At 31.9% G+C, this 18548-nt stretch carries 28 protein-coding genes; 24 read left to right on the top strand and 4 right to left on the bottom strand.

All coding sequences use genetic code 11. The features are described from left to right. Positions 1–88 precede the first annotated feature (88 nt). The 4 genes from CDIMF43_RS00005 to CDIMF43_RS00020 all read right to left on the bottom strand — a co-directional run bounded on the left by CDIMF43_RS00005 (position 89) and on the right by CDIMF43_RS00020 (position 2813). Complete coding sequence (locus CDIMF43_RS00005; protein WP_109840826.1) at positions 89–1240, bottom strand: tyrosine-type recombinase/integrase; 1152 nt, start codon at positions 1238–1240, stop codon at positions 89–91. Between the two features lie 80 nt (positions 1241–1320). Beyond that, positions 1321–2016 carry a hypothetical protein gene (locus CDIMF43_RS00010; protein WP_109840827.1) on the bottom strand — a complete coding sequence of 232 codons (696 nt, stop codon included), beginning with the start codon at positions 2014–2016 and terminating at the stop codon, positions 1321–1323. Positions 2017–2028: 12 nt separating this feature from the next. Continuing rightward, positions 2029–2490: a hypothetical protein gene (locus tag CDIMF43_RS00015; protein ID WP_109840828.1), complete on the bottom strand. Its 462-nt coding sequence runs from the start codon at positions 2488–2490 to the stop codon at positions 2029–2031. Between the two features lie 8 nt (positions 2491–2498). Beyond that, positions 2499–2813, bottom strand: coding sequence for a helix-turn-helix domain-containing protein (locus CDIMF43_RS00020; RefSeq protein WP_109840829.1), 315 nt, complete (start codon positions 2811–2813; stop codon positions 2499–2501). Positions 2814–3089: 276 nt separating this feature from the next. On the opposite strand from CDIMF43_RS00020, the gene CDIMF43_RS00025 reads away from it, so the two are divergent. The 24 genes from CDIMF43_RS00025 to CDIMF43_RS00130 all read left to right on the top strand — a co-directional run bounded on the left by CDIMF43_RS00025 (position 3090) and on the right by CDIMF43_RS00130 (position 18541). Next, positions 3090–3281: a hypothetical protein gene (locus tag CDIMF43_RS00025; RefSeq protein ID WP_109840830.1), complete on the top strand. Its 192-nt coding sequence runs from the start codon at positions 3090–3092 to the stop codon at positions 3279–3281. A 17-nt stretch (positions 3282–3298) separates the two neighbouring features. Next, a complete protein-coding gene (locus tag CDIMF43_RS00030) occupies positions 3299–3592 on the top strand; it encodes a hypothetical protein (protein WP_109840831.1) in 294 nt (97 codons plus the stop codon). Between the two features lie 44 nt (positions 3593–3636). Then, positions 3637–3801: a hypothetical protein gene (locus tag CDIMF43_RS13570; protein ID WP_162532886.1), complete on the top strand. Its 165-nt coding sequence runs from the start codon at positions 3637–3639 to the stop codon at positions 3799–3801. Next, entirely contained in the window at positions 3798–4073 is a 276-nt protein-coding gene (locus CDIMF43_RS00035) for a hypothetical protein (RefSeq protein WP_135017104.1), read from the top strand. The genes CDIMF43_RS13570 and CDIMF43_RS00035 overlap by 4 nt, the downstream gene beginning before the upstream one ends. A gap of 77 nt (positions 4074–4150) precedes the next feature. Continuing rightward, on the top strand, positions 4151–4744 hold the full coding sequence (locus CDIMF43_RS00040) for a hypothetical protein (protein WP_109840833.1): 594 nt from the start codon (positions 4151–4153) through the stop codon (positions 4742–4744). Continuing rightward, the gene (locus CDIMF43_RS00045) at positions 4745–5038 is read left to right on the top strand and encodes a VRR-NUC domain-containing protein (RefSeq protein ID WP_109840834.1); all 294 of its coding nucleotides are present in this window, start codon (positions 4745–4747) and stop codon (positions 5036–5038) included. Next, positions 5028–6251: an SNF2-related protein gene (locus tag CDIMF43_RS00050; protein WP_109840877.1), complete on the top strand. Its 1224-nt coding sequence runs from the start codon at positions 5028–5030 to the stop codon at positions 6249–6251. The genes CDIMF43_RS00045 and CDIMF43_RS00050 overlap by 11 nt, the downstream gene beginning before the upstream one ends. Before the next feature lie 16 nt (positions 6252–6267). Continuing rightward, positions 6268–6516, top strand: a complete 249-nt coding sequence (locus CDIMF43_RS00055) for a hypothetical protein (protein WP_109840835.1) — start codon at positions 6268–6270, stop codon at positions 6514–6516. Then, positions 6513–7436 carry a lambda-exonuclease family protein gene (locus tag CDIMF43_RS00060; protein WP_109840836.1) on the top strand — a complete coding sequence of 308 codons (924 nt, stop codon included), beginning with the start codon at positions 6513–6515 and terminating at the stop codon, positions 7434–7436. Before CDIMF43_RS00055 ends, CDIMF43_RS00060 begins: the two co-directional genes overlap by 4 nt. 13 nt (positions 7437–7449) lie before the next feature. Continuing rightward, positions 7450–7665 carry a hypothetical protein gene (locus CDIMF43_RS00065; protein ID WP_109840837.1) on the top strand — a complete coding sequence of 72 codons (216 nt, stop codon included), beginning with the start codon at positions 7450–7452 and terminating at the stop codon, positions 7663–7665. Then, the gene (locus CDIMF43_RS00070; RefSeq protein WP_109840838.1) at positions 7665–8591 is read left to right on the top strand and encodes an AAA family ATPase; all 927 of its coding nucleotides are present in this window, start codon (positions 7665–7667) and stop codon (positions 8589–8591) included. The genes CDIMF43_RS00065 and CDIMF43_RS00070 overlap by 1 nt, the downstream gene beginning before the upstream one ends. Before the next feature lie 43 nt (positions 8592–8634). Further along, positions 8635–9165 carry a single stranded DNA-binding domain-containing protein gene (locus CDIMF43_RS00075; RefSeq protein WP_109840839.1) on the top strand — a complete coding sequence of 177 codons (531 nt, stop codon included), beginning with the start codon at positions 8635–8637 and terminating at the stop codon, positions 9163–9165. Between the two features lie 57 nt (positions 9166–9222). Further along, the gene (locus tag CDIMF43_RS00080; protein ID WP_233218265.1) at positions 9223–10773 is read left to right on the top strand and encodes a hypothetical protein; all 1551 of its coding nucleotides are present in this window, start codon (positions 9223–9225) and stop codon (positions 10771–10773) included. Between the two features lie 19 nt (positions 10774–10792). Continuing rightward, entirely contained in the window at positions 10793–11215 is a 423-nt protein-coding gene (locus tag CDIMF43_RS00085) for a YopX family protein (protein WP_109840841.1), read from the top strand. A 4-nt stretch (positions 11216–11219) separates the two neighbouring features. Beyond that, complete coding sequence (locus CDIMF43_RS00090; protein ID WP_109840842.1) at positions 11220–11399, top strand: hypothetical protein; 180 nt, start codon at positions 11220–11222, stop codon at positions 11397–11399. A 38-nt stretch (positions 11400–11437) separates the two neighbouring features. Further along, positions 11438–13303, top strand: coding sequence for a phage/plasmid primase, P4 family (locus CDIMF43_RS00095; protein ID WP_109840843.1), 1866 nt, complete (start codon positions 11438–11440; stop codon positions 13301–13303). Positions 13304–13824: 521 nt separating this feature from the next. Then, a complete protein-coding gene (locus tag CDIMF43_RS00100; protein ID WP_109840844.1) occupies positions 13825–14169 on the top strand; it encodes a hypothetical protein in 345 nt (114 codons plus the stop codon). Further along, positions 14169–14345, top strand: coding sequence for a hypothetical protein (locus CDIMF43_RS13575; protein ID WP_162532887.1), 177 nt, complete (start codon positions 14169–14171; stop codon positions 14343–14345). Before CDIMF43_RS00100 ends, CDIMF43_RS13575 begins: the two co-directional genes overlap by 1 nt. A 12-nt stretch (positions 14346–14357) precedes the next feature. Further along, positions 14358–14750 (top strand): hypothetical protein, encoded by a 393-nt coding sequence (locus CDIMF43_RS00105; protein WP_109840845.1) that lies wholly within the window; start codon positions 14358–14360, stop codon positions 14748–14750. A gap of 149 nt (positions 14751–14899) precedes the next feature. Continuing rightward, complete coding sequence (locus CDIMF43_RS00110) at positions 14900–15283, top strand: hypothetical protein (RefSeq protein ID WP_109840846.1); 384 nt, start codon at positions 14900–14902, stop codon at positions 15281–15283. Next, a complete protein-coding gene (locus tag CDIMF43_RS00115; protein ID WP_109840847.1) occupies positions 15264–15653 on the top strand; it encodes an HNH endonuclease in 390 nt (129 codons plus the stop codon). The genes CDIMF43_RS00110 and CDIMF43_RS00115 overlap by 20 nt, the downstream gene beginning before the upstream one ends. A gap of 89 nt (positions 15654–15742) precedes the next feature. Next, positions 15743–16186, top strand: coding sequence for a P27 family phage terminase small subunit (locus tag CDIMF43_RS00120; protein WP_109840848.1), 444 nt, complete (start codon positions 15743–15745; stop codon positions 16184–16186). Positions 16187–16243: 57 nt separating this feature from the next. Continuing rightward, positions 16244–16738 carry a hypothetical protein gene (locus CDIMF43_RS00125; RefSeq protein WP_109840849.1) on the top strand — a complete coding sequence of 165 codons (495 nt, stop codon included), beginning with the start codon at positions 16244–16246 and terminating at the stop codon, positions 16736–16738. Positions 16739–16813: 75 nt separating this feature from the next. Further along, positions 16814–18541, top strand: coding sequence for a terminase large subunit (locus CDIMF43_RS00130; RefSeq protein ID WP_109840850.1), 1728 nt, complete (start codon positions 16814–16816; stop codon positions 18539–18541). Positions 18542–18548 lie beyond the last annotated feature (7 nt).

Here is an 18548-nt window from a genome sequence, read left to right on the forward strand (position 1 = left end):
ATTAACGGTTGTAGAATTTTATTCAACGTCAAAAGTCTGTTATATCAATGATTATAGGTGTTTTATATTTTTATCCCCACAGAGTTCCTCACAATGCGATTGAACTGCTAAAAGCTGATACCAATTCTTGATGCATCGATTCTAGTACATGAGCGTAAACATTCATTATCATTTCTGGAGTACATCCTAAACGTTCTGCAACCGAGTTGATACTTGGTCGATTATTTGATTCTAAAAGTAAGGTCGCATGTGTATGTCTCATCATATGAGGATGAACATTGTCTAAATCACAATGTTTAACAATTCTACGAAATGAATACATCATTGTATTATCTGCTATAGGTGTACCTTTTTGATCAGATATAAAAACAAAGTTAGATTCTTTAAATTTAAGACCAAAAGATAAATGTTTCTTTTGGCACCATAATTTATATTTTTTCAGTTCATCCATTATCTGACTATCCATTAATACAGTACGGTAAGAGTTATCTGTTTTTGGTTTACGGTTTCCTTTGTTATCACGAGTAGAATTGATAGTAATTTGATTGTTACTAAAATCAATATTTTCCCATTGTAAACCTAATAGTTCACCACGTCGTATACCAGAATAAGCAAGTACCAAAACACATACATAATTCGTTAAGTTCTCAATACGTTTAGCAGTGCTTATAAAAGTACTTAATTCAGCTGCAGTTAAGTGTTTTACTTTTTTATTAGGTTTTGGAATCTTAATACGACCAAACCTATTACGACTAATAATTTCATCCTCAACTGCTTCATTGACTGCTATTTTAAATAAAGAATGCAGTAATCTAACCGTTGATGGTTTGTAGTCTTCCAGAAGCCTATTGATGAATACTTGCTTATAGGTGATTTTATCCAACTTAGATAATTTGTAATCACCTATCAATGGATTAATCTGTAAACGAATTGCCATTTCTCGTTGTCGTTTGGTACTTTCACTCCATTCAGAATGAGATTCATACCACAGTTGCATCCACGTATTAACCTTCATATTATCATAATCAATCATCTTAGATTGTCCTTGTTGAACCATTGATTGTGCTTCTAATAATAGTTTGTAGGCTTCATTCTCACTGGATAAACCTTCACGAGATAACTCTTTTCTTTTTCCGTAAATATCATAATAGGTCCAACGAATTTTCCATTTTTCTTCATTTTTAGTATTGCGGTAAGTGTAAATATATTTGTATTTTTTTGAAGCTATTAATTTTGTCATGTTCATCCCTCATTCTATACTGGGCGGTATATTAAACGAGTGGGGTGTAGGTAGAACCACATCCTTTCAATTGGTTGTAATTATTTATTTAACATATAGTTATAACTATCATCAAAGGCTTTGTCGATTAAGACTTTTGCATACTCTAATGTTTCTGCACGATAAGAAGTGATAGTCGGTAGTGAATTTTCAAAGTCCTGGAGTGAGGAATTAATTAACTCATCACTCCAATTTACTTCACCATTTATTTTCCACTGCATTACTTGATTTCTTTTTTTATTTATTGTTTCAGTTCTTTTTAAGTTATAGTAGTTTTCAATTTCTTTTATTACTGATTGTGAATCATCTACAGTGGTTGAATCTGACACAATAGGTCCTTTTCTTTGAGGAATATCATTAATAGTTTCTTTTCCAACATCTGTGTTATCTACTGTATTGTCATTAACTGTGCTTATTTCAGATTCATTAGCAGAATTTTCTTTTGAGTCTGACTCTTCTTGGATACTTTCAGTTGATTTATTTTCAGCTTTTAAAAGATCTAGCTCTCCTTGTTTAGCTTTCTGTTCATCTTCAAGTTTTTTCTTTTCAACTTCTAACTTTTTCTTTTCAGCTAAAATTTTATTCTGTTTCTTTTTATTAGCTTTATCAATTTTATTTTGTGCTAATTCTGTTTTTTCTCTATTTGTTTCTTGAGCTTTATTAAAAGCGTAAAATGTAGAACCACCAACTAATAAAATACCAATTAAACTTATAATAGTAATTTTTTTATTTTTCATTACAATCTCCTTTTAATTAAAATAAATTTTTAAACTATCTGACCTTCCAAAGACAAATTGGCAGTCTTTATAGTAAAATACTAATCCTTTTGTATCGCGGTAATAATTAATTGTTTCCCATAAATAAGCAGGTGGTATTTCTAAAAATTCTGCAACCTCCCAATACTCACGCAACCCCAGCTTATAACATACGATTAAATCATCTAATGGGACTAAGTATCTGTAACCCCATTGTCTAGCACGTGCTTCTTGTTGGCATTTTTCAATAGTATTTAAACAAGATAGATCACCAACTGATGTTTTATCATGACCGACTTCTTCAGCAATATCAGCTATATTTTGTTTATATCCACGTTTTGAATTAACGTAAACATTATTTCCGTAAATAAAAGCACCATGCTTACTATTCATAGAAGTGTTAAATTTGAAATCCAAATGTTGATTATCATCTACTATTTTTTCTAATCGATTCATCCACACACCTACTTATTTTTACTTTTAATAAATTCAATAAAGTTTAATATTTCTTCCATATCATCTTCAGTCACATCATCATCTATATGCGATGCAATAACTTTTAATTTTTCATCCTCAATTATTTCTGGTTCGTCTCTGCCTAACAAGTAGTCAGTAGAAACTCCAAAGTAATCAGCAACTTTTTTTAGATTGTCAGTTGAAGGAGCACTTTTGTCCCATTTGTAAATTGCACTTTCACCCATTCCTAATTTTAAAGCTAGTTCTTTTAGAGATATTTTTTGTTTATTAGCTAAAAATTTTACTCGTTCTAACAGCGACATATCAGCATTCTCCTAATATCTTACAAAATAAGTATCGTATTTTACAACAAAACACTTTACAAGTATCTTATTTTATAATATACTAATCGTGTAAGTTAATTTGATAGAAAAAAAGCGACTAAATAGACCTTAAAACGTTCCCCAACGTAATTAAAAGGTTAATGCATTAGGCTTATTAACTATGTATTAATAGTATCGTATTTTATAATTCAAGTCAACAAAATTGTTGAATTCTATTAAATTAACTTACAAATTATAAAAAAGGAGGTCTTAATTGTGCCAGATACAAGTACAGCGAGAGAGAAGATTCGTAATTATTTTGATAATAAGGGGATTTCACTTATCAGTGTAGCTACTTATTTCAATGTTAATAAACAAGACTTAAATGATTATCTAACAGGAAAGAATCAAAGTAAGAAAGCTCATGAAACACTAACAGCACTTATTGAGTATTACAAAATAAGATGATGTGGAGGTGATTAACAATGTTTCAAGTCACAGCAAACGAGAAAGAAATAAAATCAGTCATTCAAGATACGATTAAAGAATTACTTGATCCAATTGATTACATTTCAGTGAATAAAGAAACCCTTTGTAAGATGACGGATATGGATGAACAGTATTTGGAAGATAATATTTTGGATGATACACGAATCAAACCATTTAAGAGAGTACGTCCTAATGGTCGCAAACCTTACTGGTTGACTGAATTATCATTCGGTAAAGAGAAACGATATTTAAGAGACGAAATTATTAAAGTAATTTCTGAATGGAATTAAAAAATAATACTGGGCGGTATTAATTAAGAAAGAGGGAATGACCAATGACAGTGAGTGATATCAGCACTTTTAAGAAACGTATCAATGAAGCAAGAGCAAATAAGAAACGTTTGGAATTAATAGCAAACGATTTATCTACAGCTTATCCAGAAGATAGTTACGCAAGCATGATGCATCAAGACTTAATGAATCGGATTGAAGAATTATGAAGGGAGGTGAAGAAAATATGTACACGTTAAAAATTACAGCAGGTAGCCGACTGTTAAACGCACCGACTATATTATCATTTACAGCGGATAACTATTCTGAGTTTAAAATCAGATTTCTAAAACGATTTGGAAACGTTGGTGGATCCAATAGTGCTATGGCTGAAAAAAGAAAATTAAAAGAAAAGATAAAAGAATCATATTGTATGAATGGATTTAAGCAAATATTCTTTGAATCTAATTATTGGCATTTAGATATAAAAAAGACCAACTAAGGATACCAGCCCTAGTCAGTCAGTTAGTAAAAATTATTTGAATAAAGTATACCACAGAAAATGGGAGTGAGTAAATAATGTTTAATCCTAACGCATTTTATAATGACGAACAGTGGCAAGATATTGTACGTAGATGTACGAAGTTGCCTACTGATCGTGCCTATATGGTAATGCCAAGAAATCAAGGAAAAACAATGTTTTCAAACATGATGAAATATTATTTAGAGGAGTTAGAAAAAATGACAAAAATTGATGAATCGAAACATTATAAATTTAGTGAGATTGTAGCAATGGTAGAAAGTGATAAGTTACCAGTGGGAACTAAAGTAGCACCACATAACGTATTTGATTATTTAATAGTAGGAAAAGGAACAAACGGAAATAACTTAATTGATCAACATGGTAATGCTTGCATTAGATTTAATATGAATTTAGCTTTTAGAGAACTTTGGACTATCAAGCTTCCTAAAGAAGAGCAATTTTATTTAAAAGCACCAGACTCTTTTGAAATGTATTCTGTTTATTTAAATTATGATAAAGAATTAAAAAAATATTCTCTAGATGATAAATTTGAAATACAAGCTTTTCAATCTAAATTCACACAATCAGAAATTTCAGCTATGCCATTTAAAACAAGCTTCTTTAAACAAATTAAAGTGAATGAAGAATAAATGGCTGGTTCAGAAAAACTAGTTGAACAAAAAATAAAAAAATACTTGGATTCAATTGGAGCTTATTATTTAAAAGTTCATGGTTCAGCTTATCAACCGTCTGGTACGCCAGATATTCTAGCTTGTGTTAACGGAAGATTTATTGCGGTAGAAGTTAAAAGACCCAATGGCGGTGTTGTTTCCGAACTTCAAAAAAGTAAAATTAAAAAAATCAACAAGGCAGGAGGGATTGCTTTTGTTGCAAGAAGTGTGGAAGATGTTTCCTCAATGCTCAAATCCAACAATGTTATATAAATTTCAGAAGAAAATTCTTGATGAAATAGACCCTTCTTATTTATTAGCGATGGATACAGGAACAGGCAAAACCTTAACAGCAATCCATCATTATGCAAAGTGGTCTGATGGAGAACCACTACTCATTGTAGCGCCACCTCAAAAAATAAATGAAGGTGGATGGGAAAGAGATATACAAATGTTTTGTGATTATTATGGTGTTTCTATTGAATTTGAACAATTGAGTTATGGAAAACTATTTAATGGCCGAACACGTAATGGAAAAAGAGAAATTAATAAATCACTAGATCGATACAAAGGTTGGCATATTATTTTTGATGAAGCTCATTATATCAAGAACCCAACTAGTGAACGAGGTAAAGCCGCATTAAAAATTATGAGCTATGCAACTAATTTTTGTTTATTGACTGCTACACCAGCAAGCAACGGATGGGAAGACACCTTCACTTATATGATTGCTTTTGGATATTTCAAAAATAAAAAAGAAATGACAAATGAATTTGCAGAATGGGGAACCATGTATTTAGGCACTCGGAATATTCCTAAAATCAGCGGTTGGAAAAATGAGGATATTTTAGAATCTTATTACAATTCATTTACCGTTTCAATTAATAAGAATGAAGCGTTGGACTTACCACCATTAATTATTAAAGATGTACCATTCAAGAAATCAGTTGAATATGCAAGGATTTTAAAAGACCGAGTATTTAATGAAATTGATTATGATACAGCTCCTAAATTAGCACATGGGTTACGTCAGTATGCAAACGTTAAAGATAAACTTGATTACATTTCAATGCTTTGTGAGGGGACTAAAAATAATATTGTCATCTTTTATTATTATCAGTCAGAACTTGAAGCACTAAAAACAGTAATTAAAAACAAAAAAATATTTGAAGTAAATGGCCATGTTAGTTCACTGCCTAAAAAAGAGAGTTGGGCACAGTTAAAAAATACGGTAACACTCATTCAATATATGGCTGGTAGTGCTGGAATAGAGTTGCAATACGCTAATGAAGTCGTTTTTTATACACCAACTTATAGTTATCAAGATTATTCACAGGCAATGGGCCGAGCATATCGTAATGGCCAAACTAGAAAAGTCACCATGTATCGGTTTATCACAAAAAATACAATTGAACAAGCCATATATCAAGCATTAGAGAACAAAGAAGATTTTTCTGAAAACTTGTATATGAAAACTAAAATGTAAAAGGTAGGTGGTTTCAATGCCAAAACAATTTGAATCTGCAGTAGTGAACACGCAACCGTCCATTACTAATTCAAAGAAGCCGAGAATTAAAATAGATACAGACTTAGAAAGTGGGGATATTGTCACTTGTTCTAAAAAAAATGGAAGTATGTTCAAAGCTAAAGTATTCAAAGTTTTAAACTGCAGTGTTGTAGTAGAACTAGACAACAGAGATAGGGTAGTTGTCAGCATAGATGAAGTTGAAAAAGTTGGTGAAAGCTTATGAGTAATTTATTCGGAGTAGAAAAGGTTGATCCAAATGTAACAGAGAATCGTAATGTATATGTAGGTGGTTCAGATGTGCCAGTTATTTTAGGATTATCCAAGTATAAAACACAATATGAGCTAGCTAAAGAAAAAGCTGAAATAGTAAAATCAGATTTTCAATCGAACCCATATATAAATTATGGTAATAAGATGGAGCCAATGATTAGAGAATACATCAATACTGTTAACAGTCTACATTTTAGACCAGAAACATTTGTTGATGAAGAAAATTGGATACGATCTAATGTTGATGGCTACGATGAAGATACAGGATTGTTGCTAGAAATCAAAACACATGGCGCATCTCCTACTATTAAAGTTTATGAAGCGCAAATGCAACTTTATATGAAACAAATGAATATAGAGGTCGGTTGGCTTGCGATGTATAAAAGACCTAGTGATTTTGATTTAGAATTTGATCGTGAAAATTTACAAATAAAAGAAATTGAACGAGACGATGATTACATTCAAAAAATACTAGATTCTATAGAAACATTTTGGATTCGAGTACAAGCTATAAAAGATAATCCTAAAATGAATGAAACTGAATTTTATACGTACGGAAACGATATGGAGAAATTGGCCAAAAGGGTTGAACGTTTTGAAATGAAGATTGTCAATATCAAAGAACAAGCCAAGCATATTGAAGCGCAACAAAAGATATTAAAACAAGAATTGTACACAAAAATGGAAGAGAACGATATCAAGAAGTTTGAAACGGATTTACTATCAATTACTCGTGTACTACCTACAACATCAAGAACAATTGATAGTTCCAGATTAAAAAAAGAAAAACCAGATGTTTACGATTCTTATACAAAAGTTTCAAATAAAAAAGGTTTTGTAAAAATTACAGTTAAAAATAATATGGAAATTTGAGGAGGAAAATAAATTGATCAAACCATTAAAAACGACTACCCAATTTTATGCATCAACACGAAAGGAAGCAGAAGAGGATATGAAAAAAAATCATAAAGACACAAAAGGAACCATTAATCGTGTCACTTATGATGAAAAAGTCCATAAAGAATTTGGAGTATATTGCTTGGTCACTTATGTAGAAGAATTTGCTGCAGTAAAAGATGTTGTTGAAGGAGGAATTTATTAATGAGTATTTTACCACCAAACAAACCACAAACGCCAAAAGATACACCACGCAATTTCTTTATCTGGGGTCCAACTATGGGAGGAAAATCATTCCTTGCTTCACAGTTTCCCAATGCATTGGTATTTAATACAGATGGTAATGCAGAAGCAAACACAATTCCAAGTGTTCAATTGCGGAACATTAAGGATAAGAATGGAAAAATCACAAGAAGTGTCATTGATCAGTTAGATAAATTGTTAACTGCCTTGCAAAGTGAAAAGCACAGCTACGAAACAATTATTTTAGATGTTATCGATGATATTATCGTAATGATTGAACAGTATATTTGTGACAAAGAAGGCGTGGAAACTTTGGGAGATATCGGATACGGAAAAGGCTATGCAGCATTTACTAATATTTTCCAACAGTTGGTAATTGAACTGAAAGCTTTACCAATGAATGTCATTTATATTTCACGTAACGCTTCAAAAATGGAAGGCCAAACAGAAATTGAAATTCCATCACTAAAAGAAAAACATCAAAACATTGTAAACGGAAATTGTGATTTATCTATTCAATGTAAAAAAGTTGGGAAAAATTATATCCGAGTAGTGAAAGCAAGACGAAAAGACTATGATCGTTCACAAGTCGATGATAAAAAGATTCTTAAAATTCTTGATACGATTACTGGTGTATTCGGTAAGTCAGCTAAAACAACTAAGAAACAACAAGACGAAATCGTAAAAGAACTTGAAAAACGTGAAGATATTTTAGCAGCAACAGAAGAAAGTGAACCAACAAAATCAGAACCAAAATCAGAAGCAGTACAACCCAAAGAACAGGTTGATAACAAAAAAGAAAAAGTTTCCGCACCAATTAATAAAATTGAAAAGAATAAACCTGCTGCAAGTGGAATCGCAACAAAACGAATTAAACCAAAGATTTAAGTAATCAAAAAAATAAATTAATTATGAATAGGAGATTTTATTAATGGGATTAGCAGATAAAGCACAAGAAATTTTACAAGGGTTTGATCCAAAAAAAGATAGCCCAAACAACTCTAACAACAACTTGCCAGATGGTGAGTATGACATGGTATTGAATAGTGTCAGTCACAAAGTATCAGATCGTACAGGAACTGAATGGGTAAGTTTAGAATGTGAAGTAATTGCTGGGGAGCTAGCTGGACGTAAAGAATTTGTTGGTATGTTTTTTGGAACAGGTAGTGAATTTGTTACAAATAAAGCCATTAAATCGATGGCACAAGCAGCTTCTGTATTTGAAGTTGAGTTAAGTAATGATGATTGGGAAGATGAACACTCACTAGTTGAAGGATTACAACCAGCAATTGGCAGTCAGTTTTTATTAAAAATTGTTTCTAGTCCGAATAAAAAAGACCCATCAAATCCGTATCGTAACTTTGATTTTATTGGATACGAAGATGAGGAAAATAACGATGATCCATTCGCTACAGCTGGTGGCCAAACAATCGATATATCAGATGAAGATATTCCATTTTAAGGATGAGGTGTTCTGATGTTCACGTTTTACTGGTTTTTTAAAAGGAACGATCAATTTATGTTTGTCTTCAAAACTGGTGAAAGAATTGAAAAAGCTACAGATAAAGAGAGCCTATTAAAGGCTCTTGAATCTGCTGGCATCTTAGTCAGCTATGATAATTATGCAACTTTTGATCGTGAAATTGCTTTACTTTTATCCGATGGAAAAAACAAATATTTAAAACAAAACCTTTCAATTGATTTATCTCAAGAAATTAGAAATGCTTCAATAGAAGAAATCGGTTATTACACTAAGCTATTAAAAATTTCTAATACTGTTTATGACTACTGTATGAATCGGATTGAAATTTGCGAACACATCTTGAAAGAACGGGAAGAATATTTTGAAACGAAATTTGAAATTGTTTCAGAATTTAATTTAAATGCACAATCAATAAAAAAAACTCGTGCTGGTTTAGCTGCAGAAATTTTAGGAGCTGTTAAACAACCCAAACGAGCTGATACACTTTTATATACTTTTGATGAACGTATCCCACTAAATGAGTTGCCAAAAGATTTGATTCATTTTTATGAGCGAATCAAGACAAAGTATAAAGCTAGCTTTGATGATTCTTTAAAGAATGAAAATATTAAAATGACTTTAAATAATTTAACGCATACTTTTGGATTTGGTGGATCACATGGGGCCAAAGAGAAATATAAAAGAAAAGGTTTCTTCTTATATATAGATGCAAAAGCATTTTATCCAACACTAGCATTGAAAAATGATTGGTTTAGCAGTGGTATCAAAAATAAAGAAATCTACCGAGAAATTTATCAAAAGAAAAAAGAGTACGAAGAGGTAGACACAAAAAAGTCAGAAATATATAAAACAATCATTAACGCTACGATAGGAGCAATGAACAATCCTTATTCCGCATTGTATGATCCAAATAAATTTTATAATGTGACCGTCAACGGACAATTAATCATGACACATTTAATTGTATTACTGGAAAACTTTATCAGTGAAGTTGTTCAAACCAACACCGATGGCATTGTGGTTAAGTACAATGTTGAATTTTACGATTTAATCGTGGATGTGAGCAATATGTGGGCTAGCCATTATGGCTTAGACTTATCATTTAAAAAAATTACAATGGTCCATCAACGAAATGTAAACAATTATATTTTTAAAACAGAAGATGGAAAGTTTATTAAAACTGGAATTTACAAAGATTCAAATTATTTAAATAATTCAATGCCTATTATTCGGAATTCACTTTTAGAGAATGCGTTAAATGGTACCAAAGTTCAAGATTTTATGGTACAGCAATTTAAAGATAAAGGCATAGAAGACTTTTATTTTGTAGGAACTAAATCAAAAGATACTGAAAAGATTGTTCAAAAAATAGGCAGTGGATCAAATACGCAATACAAGAATATGGACAGTACTGTTTGTGGAGTAGCCACTACTAAAAATAAATTTGGTGGAGTATTTCAAATCAAAGATGAACTGTATTCAAAAATAAGAAATAGTCCAGAGCATTTTTTAACTAGCACTTTAGCAACAAAAAAAGACATTGATTTAAGCTGGTACGTTGAAGTAGCAGAGAAAGAAATATTTTAAATTATGGAGGGGTTAGGTCATGAGAGAAATTAAGTTTAGAGGGAAAGCAATCGATACTGACGAATGGGTTTATGGTGTTCCTGTTCCTAATGGTTTTGGAACAAGAGTTTTTATGATTACTCTGATTTTAGGTGACGATGTCGCCTATCCGATGGAAAAGTTACATGAATTTTGTCGTGAAGTGATTCCTGAGACAGTGAGTCAGTACACTGGGATAGATGATAAAAATCGCGAAGATATTTTTGATAAAGACTTTATTCATGATGGTAAAGAAAAATGGAAAGTTGGATATTCTGAAACGTCATGCGGTTTTGATGCGGTAGGAGTTAGAAATCATGGCTGTTGGAGTTTATATCATTTAGCTAATGGGCATAATAAAGGTCGTGAAATTGAAGTCATCGGCAACAAGTTTGATAATTTTGAACTGTTGGAGGGAGAATAGAAAAATGAGACATGTTGTTTATGGACTGGTTGGAAGTGTTTTAGCAAGTTTCTTAGTTTTAGTTGTTGTAAGTATTATTAGTTTTTTAGGGGCGTATTCATTATTGCTCTTATCAGCAGTTGCTTTGTTCTTACTGCTAACATTGATTAGTTGGTACGTTGATAAAGAAATAAAAAACAAATGATTCAAATTATTTTATAAGTAAGGCGGTGAGAATTGAATGTGTTAAATTTTATAAAATTGCATCCAGATAAAAAAGTTCCAGATCAAAAAAGTTTAAGTGATTTCTATACCGATGTAACCAAACTTTCAGATGCTGCTGTTGTATTAAACAATGAAACAGTAGTCGTTGATTTCGATGAGTATCCAGAGATTGGTCGAGAATTAGCTAAGCGATACCCAACCTTTACAGTGGAAACAGAAAAGGGAATCCACCTTTACTATAAAAAGCCAGAGCAAATCAACGGTCATCCGATTGTGATAAAAAACTGGTCTGGTAAAAAAACAGCTCACATTACAAACGTTGGGTGTCAAGTAGATTATAAGACAGGTAACAAAGCAACGGTCACCATTAAAAGAAATGGTGTCATGCGTAAAATTAGCGGAACCTTTGAAATGTGGAACGACCTTCCATATTTACCAGTTGAATTGTTTCCTCACAAATTAAAAACAATTTTATCTGATTTAGGTGAAGGTGGTAGAAACACAGCTTTATTTACTCACTTGCTAGCAGTTCGTGAAATGTATGAGGTGGATGCTGATACATTGTCACGAATTGCAACTTTTATTAATGAACATGTTTTTAAAGAATCATTAAAGCAAACTGAAATAAGCGCATTGATTAATTCGGTTTTAGATAAAGAAGTAAGAGAAAAATTATTTTTAAATCCCAAAGACATGATTATGACCAGTGAAGCATTGGCCCAGGAATTAGACATTAAAATATTTAATGGGTCCATCTTTCATAAGGAAGATAATTATTGGATAAATGACAAGAACAAGTTATTGAGAGCTATCGATAAGAGAATTAAGCTTTTACCAGCGAAGCATAAAAACTTAATGGACCTATTGCCAATCAAAGGTGAACTAATTGAAAAAACAGATTTTCCAATACAGTTCAATAATAATTATATGTTAGATGGTGGGGAAATTATTCCTATGTCTTCTAAAGAATTTACACCGTTTAAATTAGATGTTGATTATGATCCAGAAGCTTATGATAAAACGGTAGATGAGTTCTTGGACTTTTTAGTCAGTGATAAACAAGATTTAAGATTGATTGTGGAGGAACTACTTGGTCATATTTTAATGACCAAAGGGTTTCCTCATAAAGTATTTTTCTTAATTGGCCAAACTGCAGCAAATGGTAAATCTACCTTTTTAGAAATGATTAATAGTTTTGTTGGTGACTTAGGGTTGAACTTAGCCCTGGAACAATTTAATGACCAAACCAGTGTAATGGAGATGGAAGGTAAGCTTGTCAACGTTGGTGATGATATCGATTCTGGATACATGGAAAAATCAATGAACTTTAAAACATTGGCTTCTGGAAATACTATCATGGTTCGGCCCATTTATTCAAAACCATACAAACTAAAAAATAAAGCAACTCTAATATTTACCGCTAATGAAATGCCGACCTTTAAAGATAAGACAGGCGGAATTGCCAGGCGCATTGTCGTTATTCCATGTGAAAATAAAGTGAAAAAAAGTGATCCAAAAATTGATGAAAAGCTTTCTTCTGCAAATGCGAAGTCCTATCTTTTAAATGTTGCCTTAACAGCGATGGAACGGATTATGAACAATGGTGGCCAACTTTCTAAATCTGAAACCGTTGAGCAATTTACAGAAGAATACTTTGTTGAATCTGATTCTATTATTGGGTTTATCGTATCCGAAGGAGTAAACGAAGATATGACAACAAAAGCAACTTATGAAGAATATTGCAAGTATTGCGATGCGCTTGGTTCAAAACCGTTCTCCCACACCAAGTTCACACAGCGGTTGAAGTCGAAAGGTTATGATATAAAAGAAAGAAGAATGGTCGGTCAAAGATACAAAGTATATAAATTAAATGAAGAAAATTAAAATGCCACTACTTTTATAAAAAGTCCATACTTTGCCACCACTTTTAAAACAAAAGTATGGACTGGTCAATCCCATGTGGCTCTAAGGTTCATCTTACTTTTATAGTGCTGCCACTACTTTTTATCAAAATCTCTTTATATTACTTATATATACTATATTCTCTTTTATTTTTTTATAAGTAAGAAAAAAAAGTAGGGTAAGTAGTGGCAATAAGGTTGTATCCTATGTGGCTCTAAGGCTCATCCAGTCCATACTTTCAAAAAAAAAGTAGTGGCAAAGTAGTGGCATTATCAAAAAGTAGTGGCACTTTTTTTATAAAGGAGTGTAAAAATATGAAATTAAAAGAAATTGATGTACTAGAAATTGATAAACATGATTTGATTGAATGCATAACCAATTACCAAGCCTTAGGATATTATTTTAGGGGTTGAACCCAAAGAGACGGATATTGAGGGAGCATTTGGAAGAATCATTAAATCAATTATTTATAAAGTTACCATATTAAAAGAGGTGGAAGAATAATGGCTGAATTCGAAAAAATCAAAGTAACTCCAGATATGTATCAATTGTTAATTGAACATACGGTTACTGGTCTTGTCAGTATGTTTGAAAATGGAGATATCCATTCTGTTAATATAAACAATATGTTTAAAATAATGAGAGAATCTGTTCCAAATGGAAATGACTATGAAAAATTTTCGTTTCATTTTTACGATTTAGAATGCAGAGTTACATTTCATTATGAAATAGTTGTGATAGACAATGCTTTTTTTCCTCCTCATATCAAAACCGCAGAGTTTACCGCAATGAATGTTGCTGAAAGGACACTTCCTGAATTCGTTAAAAAAGTAGAGGTGACAAAATAATGTTTATTTTAAATATCATCACCTTAATTTATATTGTATGGTCAGTATATACAATTATAGATTTACTTCAATTAATTAAAGAAATGAAGCATAATCAAGATGCTGAAATTAATGTGGCTTATAAACAAGGATTTAACGATGCGATTGAATCGGTTATAAAACTTATTGAAAAGTGAGGTGATTAGAGATTGTATGAGTGGCTAAAAGATTACCAACAACTTGAAGATCGAATAAAATATCTTGAATATCAAATTGATAAAACAAAAAATGAACTAAAGAGATGGACTGGTGGAGACTTATCTCATGTCAGACTTACTGCAGAATCAAAAGGCGCTCAGGTTGAAGAAGTCATTGCTAAATTAGAAAGTAATTTAAAATATGAAAAAGAACAACGAGAAACATTAATTAAACTTGTTTATACCTTTAATGGAATTGACCAAGAGATATTAAGGAAAAAGTATATCGAGGGAATGACACTAGAAGGTATCGCCTATGAATTGAATTACAGCTATAACTATATTAAAAGACGTCACTCAGATTTATCCAAAACTATAAATGTACTAGATGAATGGATTAAATAGAAAAAAGCAACCTTTAGGATACTCACCCTAAGGTTGCTGAATCTATTGTAATTATCGATTATTATAAGAGTATAGAAAAGCGCATAAAAATAAAAAGACAATCCTCCAATTTGGGTGGTTGTCTTTTACTATTGAAGGGAGATACTAAAATGAACGTATTGGTTAGAGAGTCAGCAACAGGAAAAGAGTATTGGGACAATGAAGCGAAAAAGAATAGATTTGTTCCTCATGGTACCGAGCCAGATTTTGAAGTTACAACTGATCCAGAAACAATGATTCATAAAGGTTTAAAAGCAAATGTAACGATCAATGTGGATATGGCAACTGGTAAAGATTTTACAGCAATCAATGGTAAGGTTGTTGATGAAGTGAATGGTCCAGATTTAGAATCAATGAAGGTTGCTCAATTAAAAGAATATGCTGCAGCAAATGAATTGGAAATCCCTAATGAGATTAAAACCAAGAAAGAGATTATCTCGTTTATTGATTCTCAATTATTCAGTGATGATGACGATGAAGTATTGCCAGTTTAATGGGTGTACAAACAAGGTTGAGAAAGGTGCTTACTGTTTAGACCATGTGGTTACTAGACGTTCTAAGAAGCGCAAGGACATCTACCATCATGAGAACAAATCGTTCTATGTAACAGATGCTTGGCAAGATGTTAGAGCTGATGTGTATGAGCGTGAGAAAGGTAAGTGCCAGCGATGCCACAAGTTTGTGTTTGGTAAGACTGCACATTGTCATCACATCATTCCTATTAAAAAGAATCCGACATTGAAGCTTGATGTTAATAATATTATGTTGCTTTGTCCTAAATGTCATGCAATTGTTGAGAATGAAGAAAAAACAAAAAAGGTATTTGCTTCCTATTTTCAAATCAATCCCCCCCTATCAAAATAATTTTATTTTTGTTCGCGGGAGATAGGGTAGAGGGAGTTAAACTTTGAGTAGGACCGAAAAAATAAAAAACAAAAGGGGGGTATAGGTATTTGGCGACAAAAAAACAAAAAGAATTAATGGAAATCGTTGATGTGAAAGTAAATGATGAAAAAAAGCGTGTGTTGAATGTCATGAATAAAGCTGGTATTTATACCCTCACTTTGGACCCATTACTTGAATCTTATTTGGATACTTTTGAAATTTACACAACGATGTATTTGAGATGGCGTGACTTAGGTTTTCCAGAAACTCAAAAATATACAAATAAAGCAAAAGCAACAAATAAATCAAAACATCCCCTAGCTCAACAAGTTGAGGTTTGGAGTGACAAGAAATTAAAAGCACTTGAAAAATTAGGTCTTACCAATAAATCATCTTCAACGACAAGAATCATTGGTGGGTCGTCAGCAAAAAGTGATGAAGTTACGAAGCCAACAGAACCAGTAGTTGATGAATTAGCTGAACATCGTAAAAAATGGGGAAAGAAAGGTTAGATTGTTATATATCTAGATATTTGATAATATTATATTATTAAATATTGGAGGTTTAAGATGGATAATATGATAACTACGATAACAAGTACGGTTGCAGCAGTTACAAGTATAGCTTCAATAATAGTGATTTTAATACAGGGGAAAAAGAATAGAAGATTAAAAAGTTTAACAGAATTTAAAATTAAATGCTTGAATAAAACTATTGCCATTATAATGGAATATTGGGAAGTCTCATATGAAAGTCTATTTTTGAATATAATGATAAAAGGTAATAATACTACCGATATTACTGATGAACGATTGAGAGAATTAAAAATTGCCCAAAGGTTATTGTTTATTAAATATGAATTAGGAATTTGGATTAATTATGAAAATACAGAAGGAGAAAAAGTAAATGAAGAACTTGAAATTTTTTCAAAGAGAAGATCAGAAATAAATGAAAATTATGGTCAAGATGTTGAATATTCGTTAACAAAAGAGGCAGAACCATTGATTTCAGCATTGAAAAATTACATTCAAGAAGAGTGGAGATTAATAAATAAAGAGTTGTAATAATATTTACCAAAAGGTTAGTCATTCCGACTAGCCTTTTTATTATGCCAAAAATACAAAAGGTGGTGGTTTTATGTGATTGAACGTGGCGTTAATTATGCGGATCAATATGCAAAAATGGTGACGAAAAATCCTAAGAAACACTCTAAAACAATTAAAGATGCTGTTAAACGCTATAAGAAATGGAAAAAGCGTAAGGATATCTGGTTTGATGTTGATAAGGCAAATGAAGCAATGGATTTCATGGAATCTTATATCCGCCATATCAAAGGAAGTTTAGCTGGGGAGTATTTAGTTTTAGAACCCTGGCAAAAGTTTGGTTATTCTCAACTATATGGTTGGCAAAAATACAATGAACATGGTAAAGCAGTACGTGTAATTCGAGAAGTCTATTGGCAAGTTCCAAAGAAAAACGGTAAAACATTACTGGCTATCGGTGGTTTAGCTTACGCCATGTATGGTGAAGGCGAAAAAGGAGCAGATTGTTATTGTTGTGCTTCCAACTTTGAACAAGCACAAGCTGCTGCTAGTCCTTTTGCACAAACCATAATGAATAATGATTCACTTTATAACTGTAGTCAAATTTTTAAAGGCCAAAAAGGCGCAATATCAAGTGCGATTTATCGTTACACCATCGAGGGAATAGCTTATGAAAATAAGTTCATTGTAATGTCAAAAAATATCGCATCAATTGAGGGTTCAAATCCTCACTTTGTTTTAAATGATGAGCTTCATATTCAAAAAAATATGGAACAATACGATAACTTTAAATCTGCACAGATAAATCGTGATGAACCTATCATGTTTAATATTAGTACAGCTGGTAAAGGTTCAACAAGTGTTGGTATGCGAATCTATAAAGAAGCAAAAGACACACTTAAAAATGATGACGATGATACTAAATTGGTTTTAATCTATGAACCAGATAAAGGATATGATTGGGAAGATCGTAACGTTTGGCAAATGGTTAACCCAAACATTGGCGTGTCTGTTTCTATGGAAGCATTGGAAAGTGCTTTTATTTCAGCTAACAAATCAAGTAATAGTAAAGGTGAGTTTTTAGCGAAGCATTTAGATGTATTTGTTAACTCGTCTGAAAATTATTTTGATAACGAACAAGTGGAACCATGTTTGGTAAGTACCGCAGAATTGGGAAATTTGGAAGGTGAATCTTGTTGGATGGGATTGGACCTTTCAAAAATCAACGATTTAACATGTGTCAATTTAAATTTTCCAGTTATTGACGATGAAGGAAAGGCTTTTCTAAAAGTTAAGCAAATGTATTTCATTCCAGATGATAACTTGGAGGAACGAGAAGCAGCGGACAATGTTCCGTATGGTGAATTAGCTGAAAAAGGTTTTGTCATGTTATGTGATGGGAAAATGATTGACCAAAATATGGTTCTAGAATACATCAAAGAATGTATGGAATTGTACGACATTCAACAAATAAATTATGATCCAGCGATGGCAGCTACTTTAATTGATAAATGCGAAAACTTAGGTATTGATTGTTTTTCAGTTGCACAATATCCAAATGTGGTGAATGCACCAATTGATGATTCGGAAATATTATTTTATAAGCAACGGATAAAGACAGACAATCCGCTGTTTATTTATTGTACCTTGAATGTAATTATGGGGCGTAATTTTAATGGGATGAAAGCTGCAAGTAAGAATAAATCAGAAAAGAAAATTGATGGCTATATTGCTTTTGTAATTGCCCATAAAGAAACCATGATGCAGATGGAAGATATTGATTTAGATAATATGGATGACTATTTAGATGAATTGTATCGGTAAAACCGAA

Source organism: Carnobacterium divergens (assembly GCF_900258435.1).
In the GTDB taxonomy this organism is placed as follows: Bacteria; Bacillota; Bacilli; order Lactobacillales; family Carnobacteriaceae; genus Carnobacterium; species Carnobacterium divergens_A.

Coding starts and splice junctions, on each gene's coding strand:
- CDIMF43_RS00005 (WP_109840826.1), bottom strand. CDS start 1,240: ATGACAAAATTAATAGCTTCAAAAAAATACAAATATATTTACACTTAC.
- CDIMF43_RS00010 (WP_109840827.1), bottom strand. CDS start 2,016: ATGAAAAATAAAAAAATTACTATTATAAGTTTAATTGGTATTTTATTA.
- CDIMF43_RS00015 (WP_109840828.1), bottom strand. CDS start 2,490: ATGAATCGATTAGAAAAAATAGTAGATGATAATCAACATTTGGATTTC.
- CDIMF43_RS00020 (WP_109840829.1), bottom strand. CDS start 2,813: ATGTCGCTGTTAGAACGAGTAAAATTTTTAGCTAATAAACAAAAAATA.
- CDIMF43_RS00030 (WP_109840831.1), top strand. CDS start 3,299: ATGTTTCAAGTCACAGCAAACGAGAAAGAAATAAAATCAGTCATTCAA.
- CDIMF43_RS13570 (WP_162532886.1), top strand. CDS start 3,637: ATGACAGTGAGTGATATCAGCACTTTTAAGAAACGTATCAATGAAGCA.
- CDIMF43_RS00035 (WP_135017104.1), top strand. CDS start 3,798: ATGAAGGGAGGTGAAGAAAATATGTACACGTTAAAAATTACAGCAGGT.
- CDIMF43_RS00040 (WP_109840833.1), top strand. CDS start 4,151: ATGTTTAATCCTAACGCATTTTATAATGACGAACAGTGGCAAGATATT.
- CDIMF43_RS00045 (WP_109840834.1), top strand. CDS start 4,745: ATGGCTGGTTCAGAAAAACTAGTTGAACAAAAAATAAAAAAATACTTG.
- CDIMF43_RS00050 (WP_109840877.1), top strand. CDS start 5,028: ATGTTATATAAATTTCAGAAGAAAATTCTTGATGAAATAGACCCTTCT.
- CDIMF43_RS00055 (WP_109840835.1), top strand. CDS start 6,268: ATGCCAAAACAATTTGAATCTGCAGTAGTGAACACGCAACCGTCCATT.
- CDIMF43_RS00060 (WP_109840836.1), top strand. CDS start 6,513: ATGAGTAATTTATTCGGAGTAGAAAAGGTTGATCCAAATGTAACAGAG.
- CDIMF43_RS00070 (WP_109840838.1), top strand. CDS start 7,665: ATGAGTATTTTACCACCAAACAAACCACAAACGCCAAAAGATACACCA.
- CDIMF43_RS00075 (WP_109840839.1), top strand. CDS start 8,635: ATGGGATTAGCAGATAAAGCACAAGAAATTTTACAAGGGTTTGATCCA.
- CDIMF43_RS00080 (WP_233218265.1), top strand. CDS start 9,223: ATGTTTGTCTTCAAAACTGGTGAAAGAATTGAAAAAGCTACAGATAAA.
- CDIMF43_RS00085 (WP_109840841.1), top strand. CDS start 10,793: ATGAGAGAAATTAAGTTTAGAGGGAAAGCAATCGATACTGACGAATGG.
- CDIMF43_RS00090 (WP_109840842.1), top strand. CDS start 11,220: ATGAGACATGTTGTTTATGGACTGGTTGGAAGTGTTTTAGCAAGTTTC.
- CDIMF43_RS00100 (WP_109840844.1), top strand. CDS start 13,825: ATGGCTGAATTCGAAAAAATCAAAGTAACTCCAGATATGTATCAATTG.
- CDIMF43_RS13575 (WP_162532887.1), top strand. CDS start 14,169: ATGTTTATTTTAAATATCATCACCTTAATTTATATTGTATGGTCAGTA.
- CDIMF43_RS00110 (WP_109840846.1), top strand. CDS start 14,900: ATGAACGTATTGGTTAGAGAGTCAGCAACAGGAAAAGAGTATTGGGAC.
- CDIMF43_RS00115 (WP_109840847.1), top strand. CDS start 15,264: ATGAAGTATTGCCAGTTTAATGGGTGTACAAACAAGGTTGAGAAAGGT.
- CDIMF43_RS00125 (WP_109840849.1), top strand. CDS start 16,244: ATGGATAATATGATAACTACGATAACAAGTACGGTTGCAGCAGTTACA.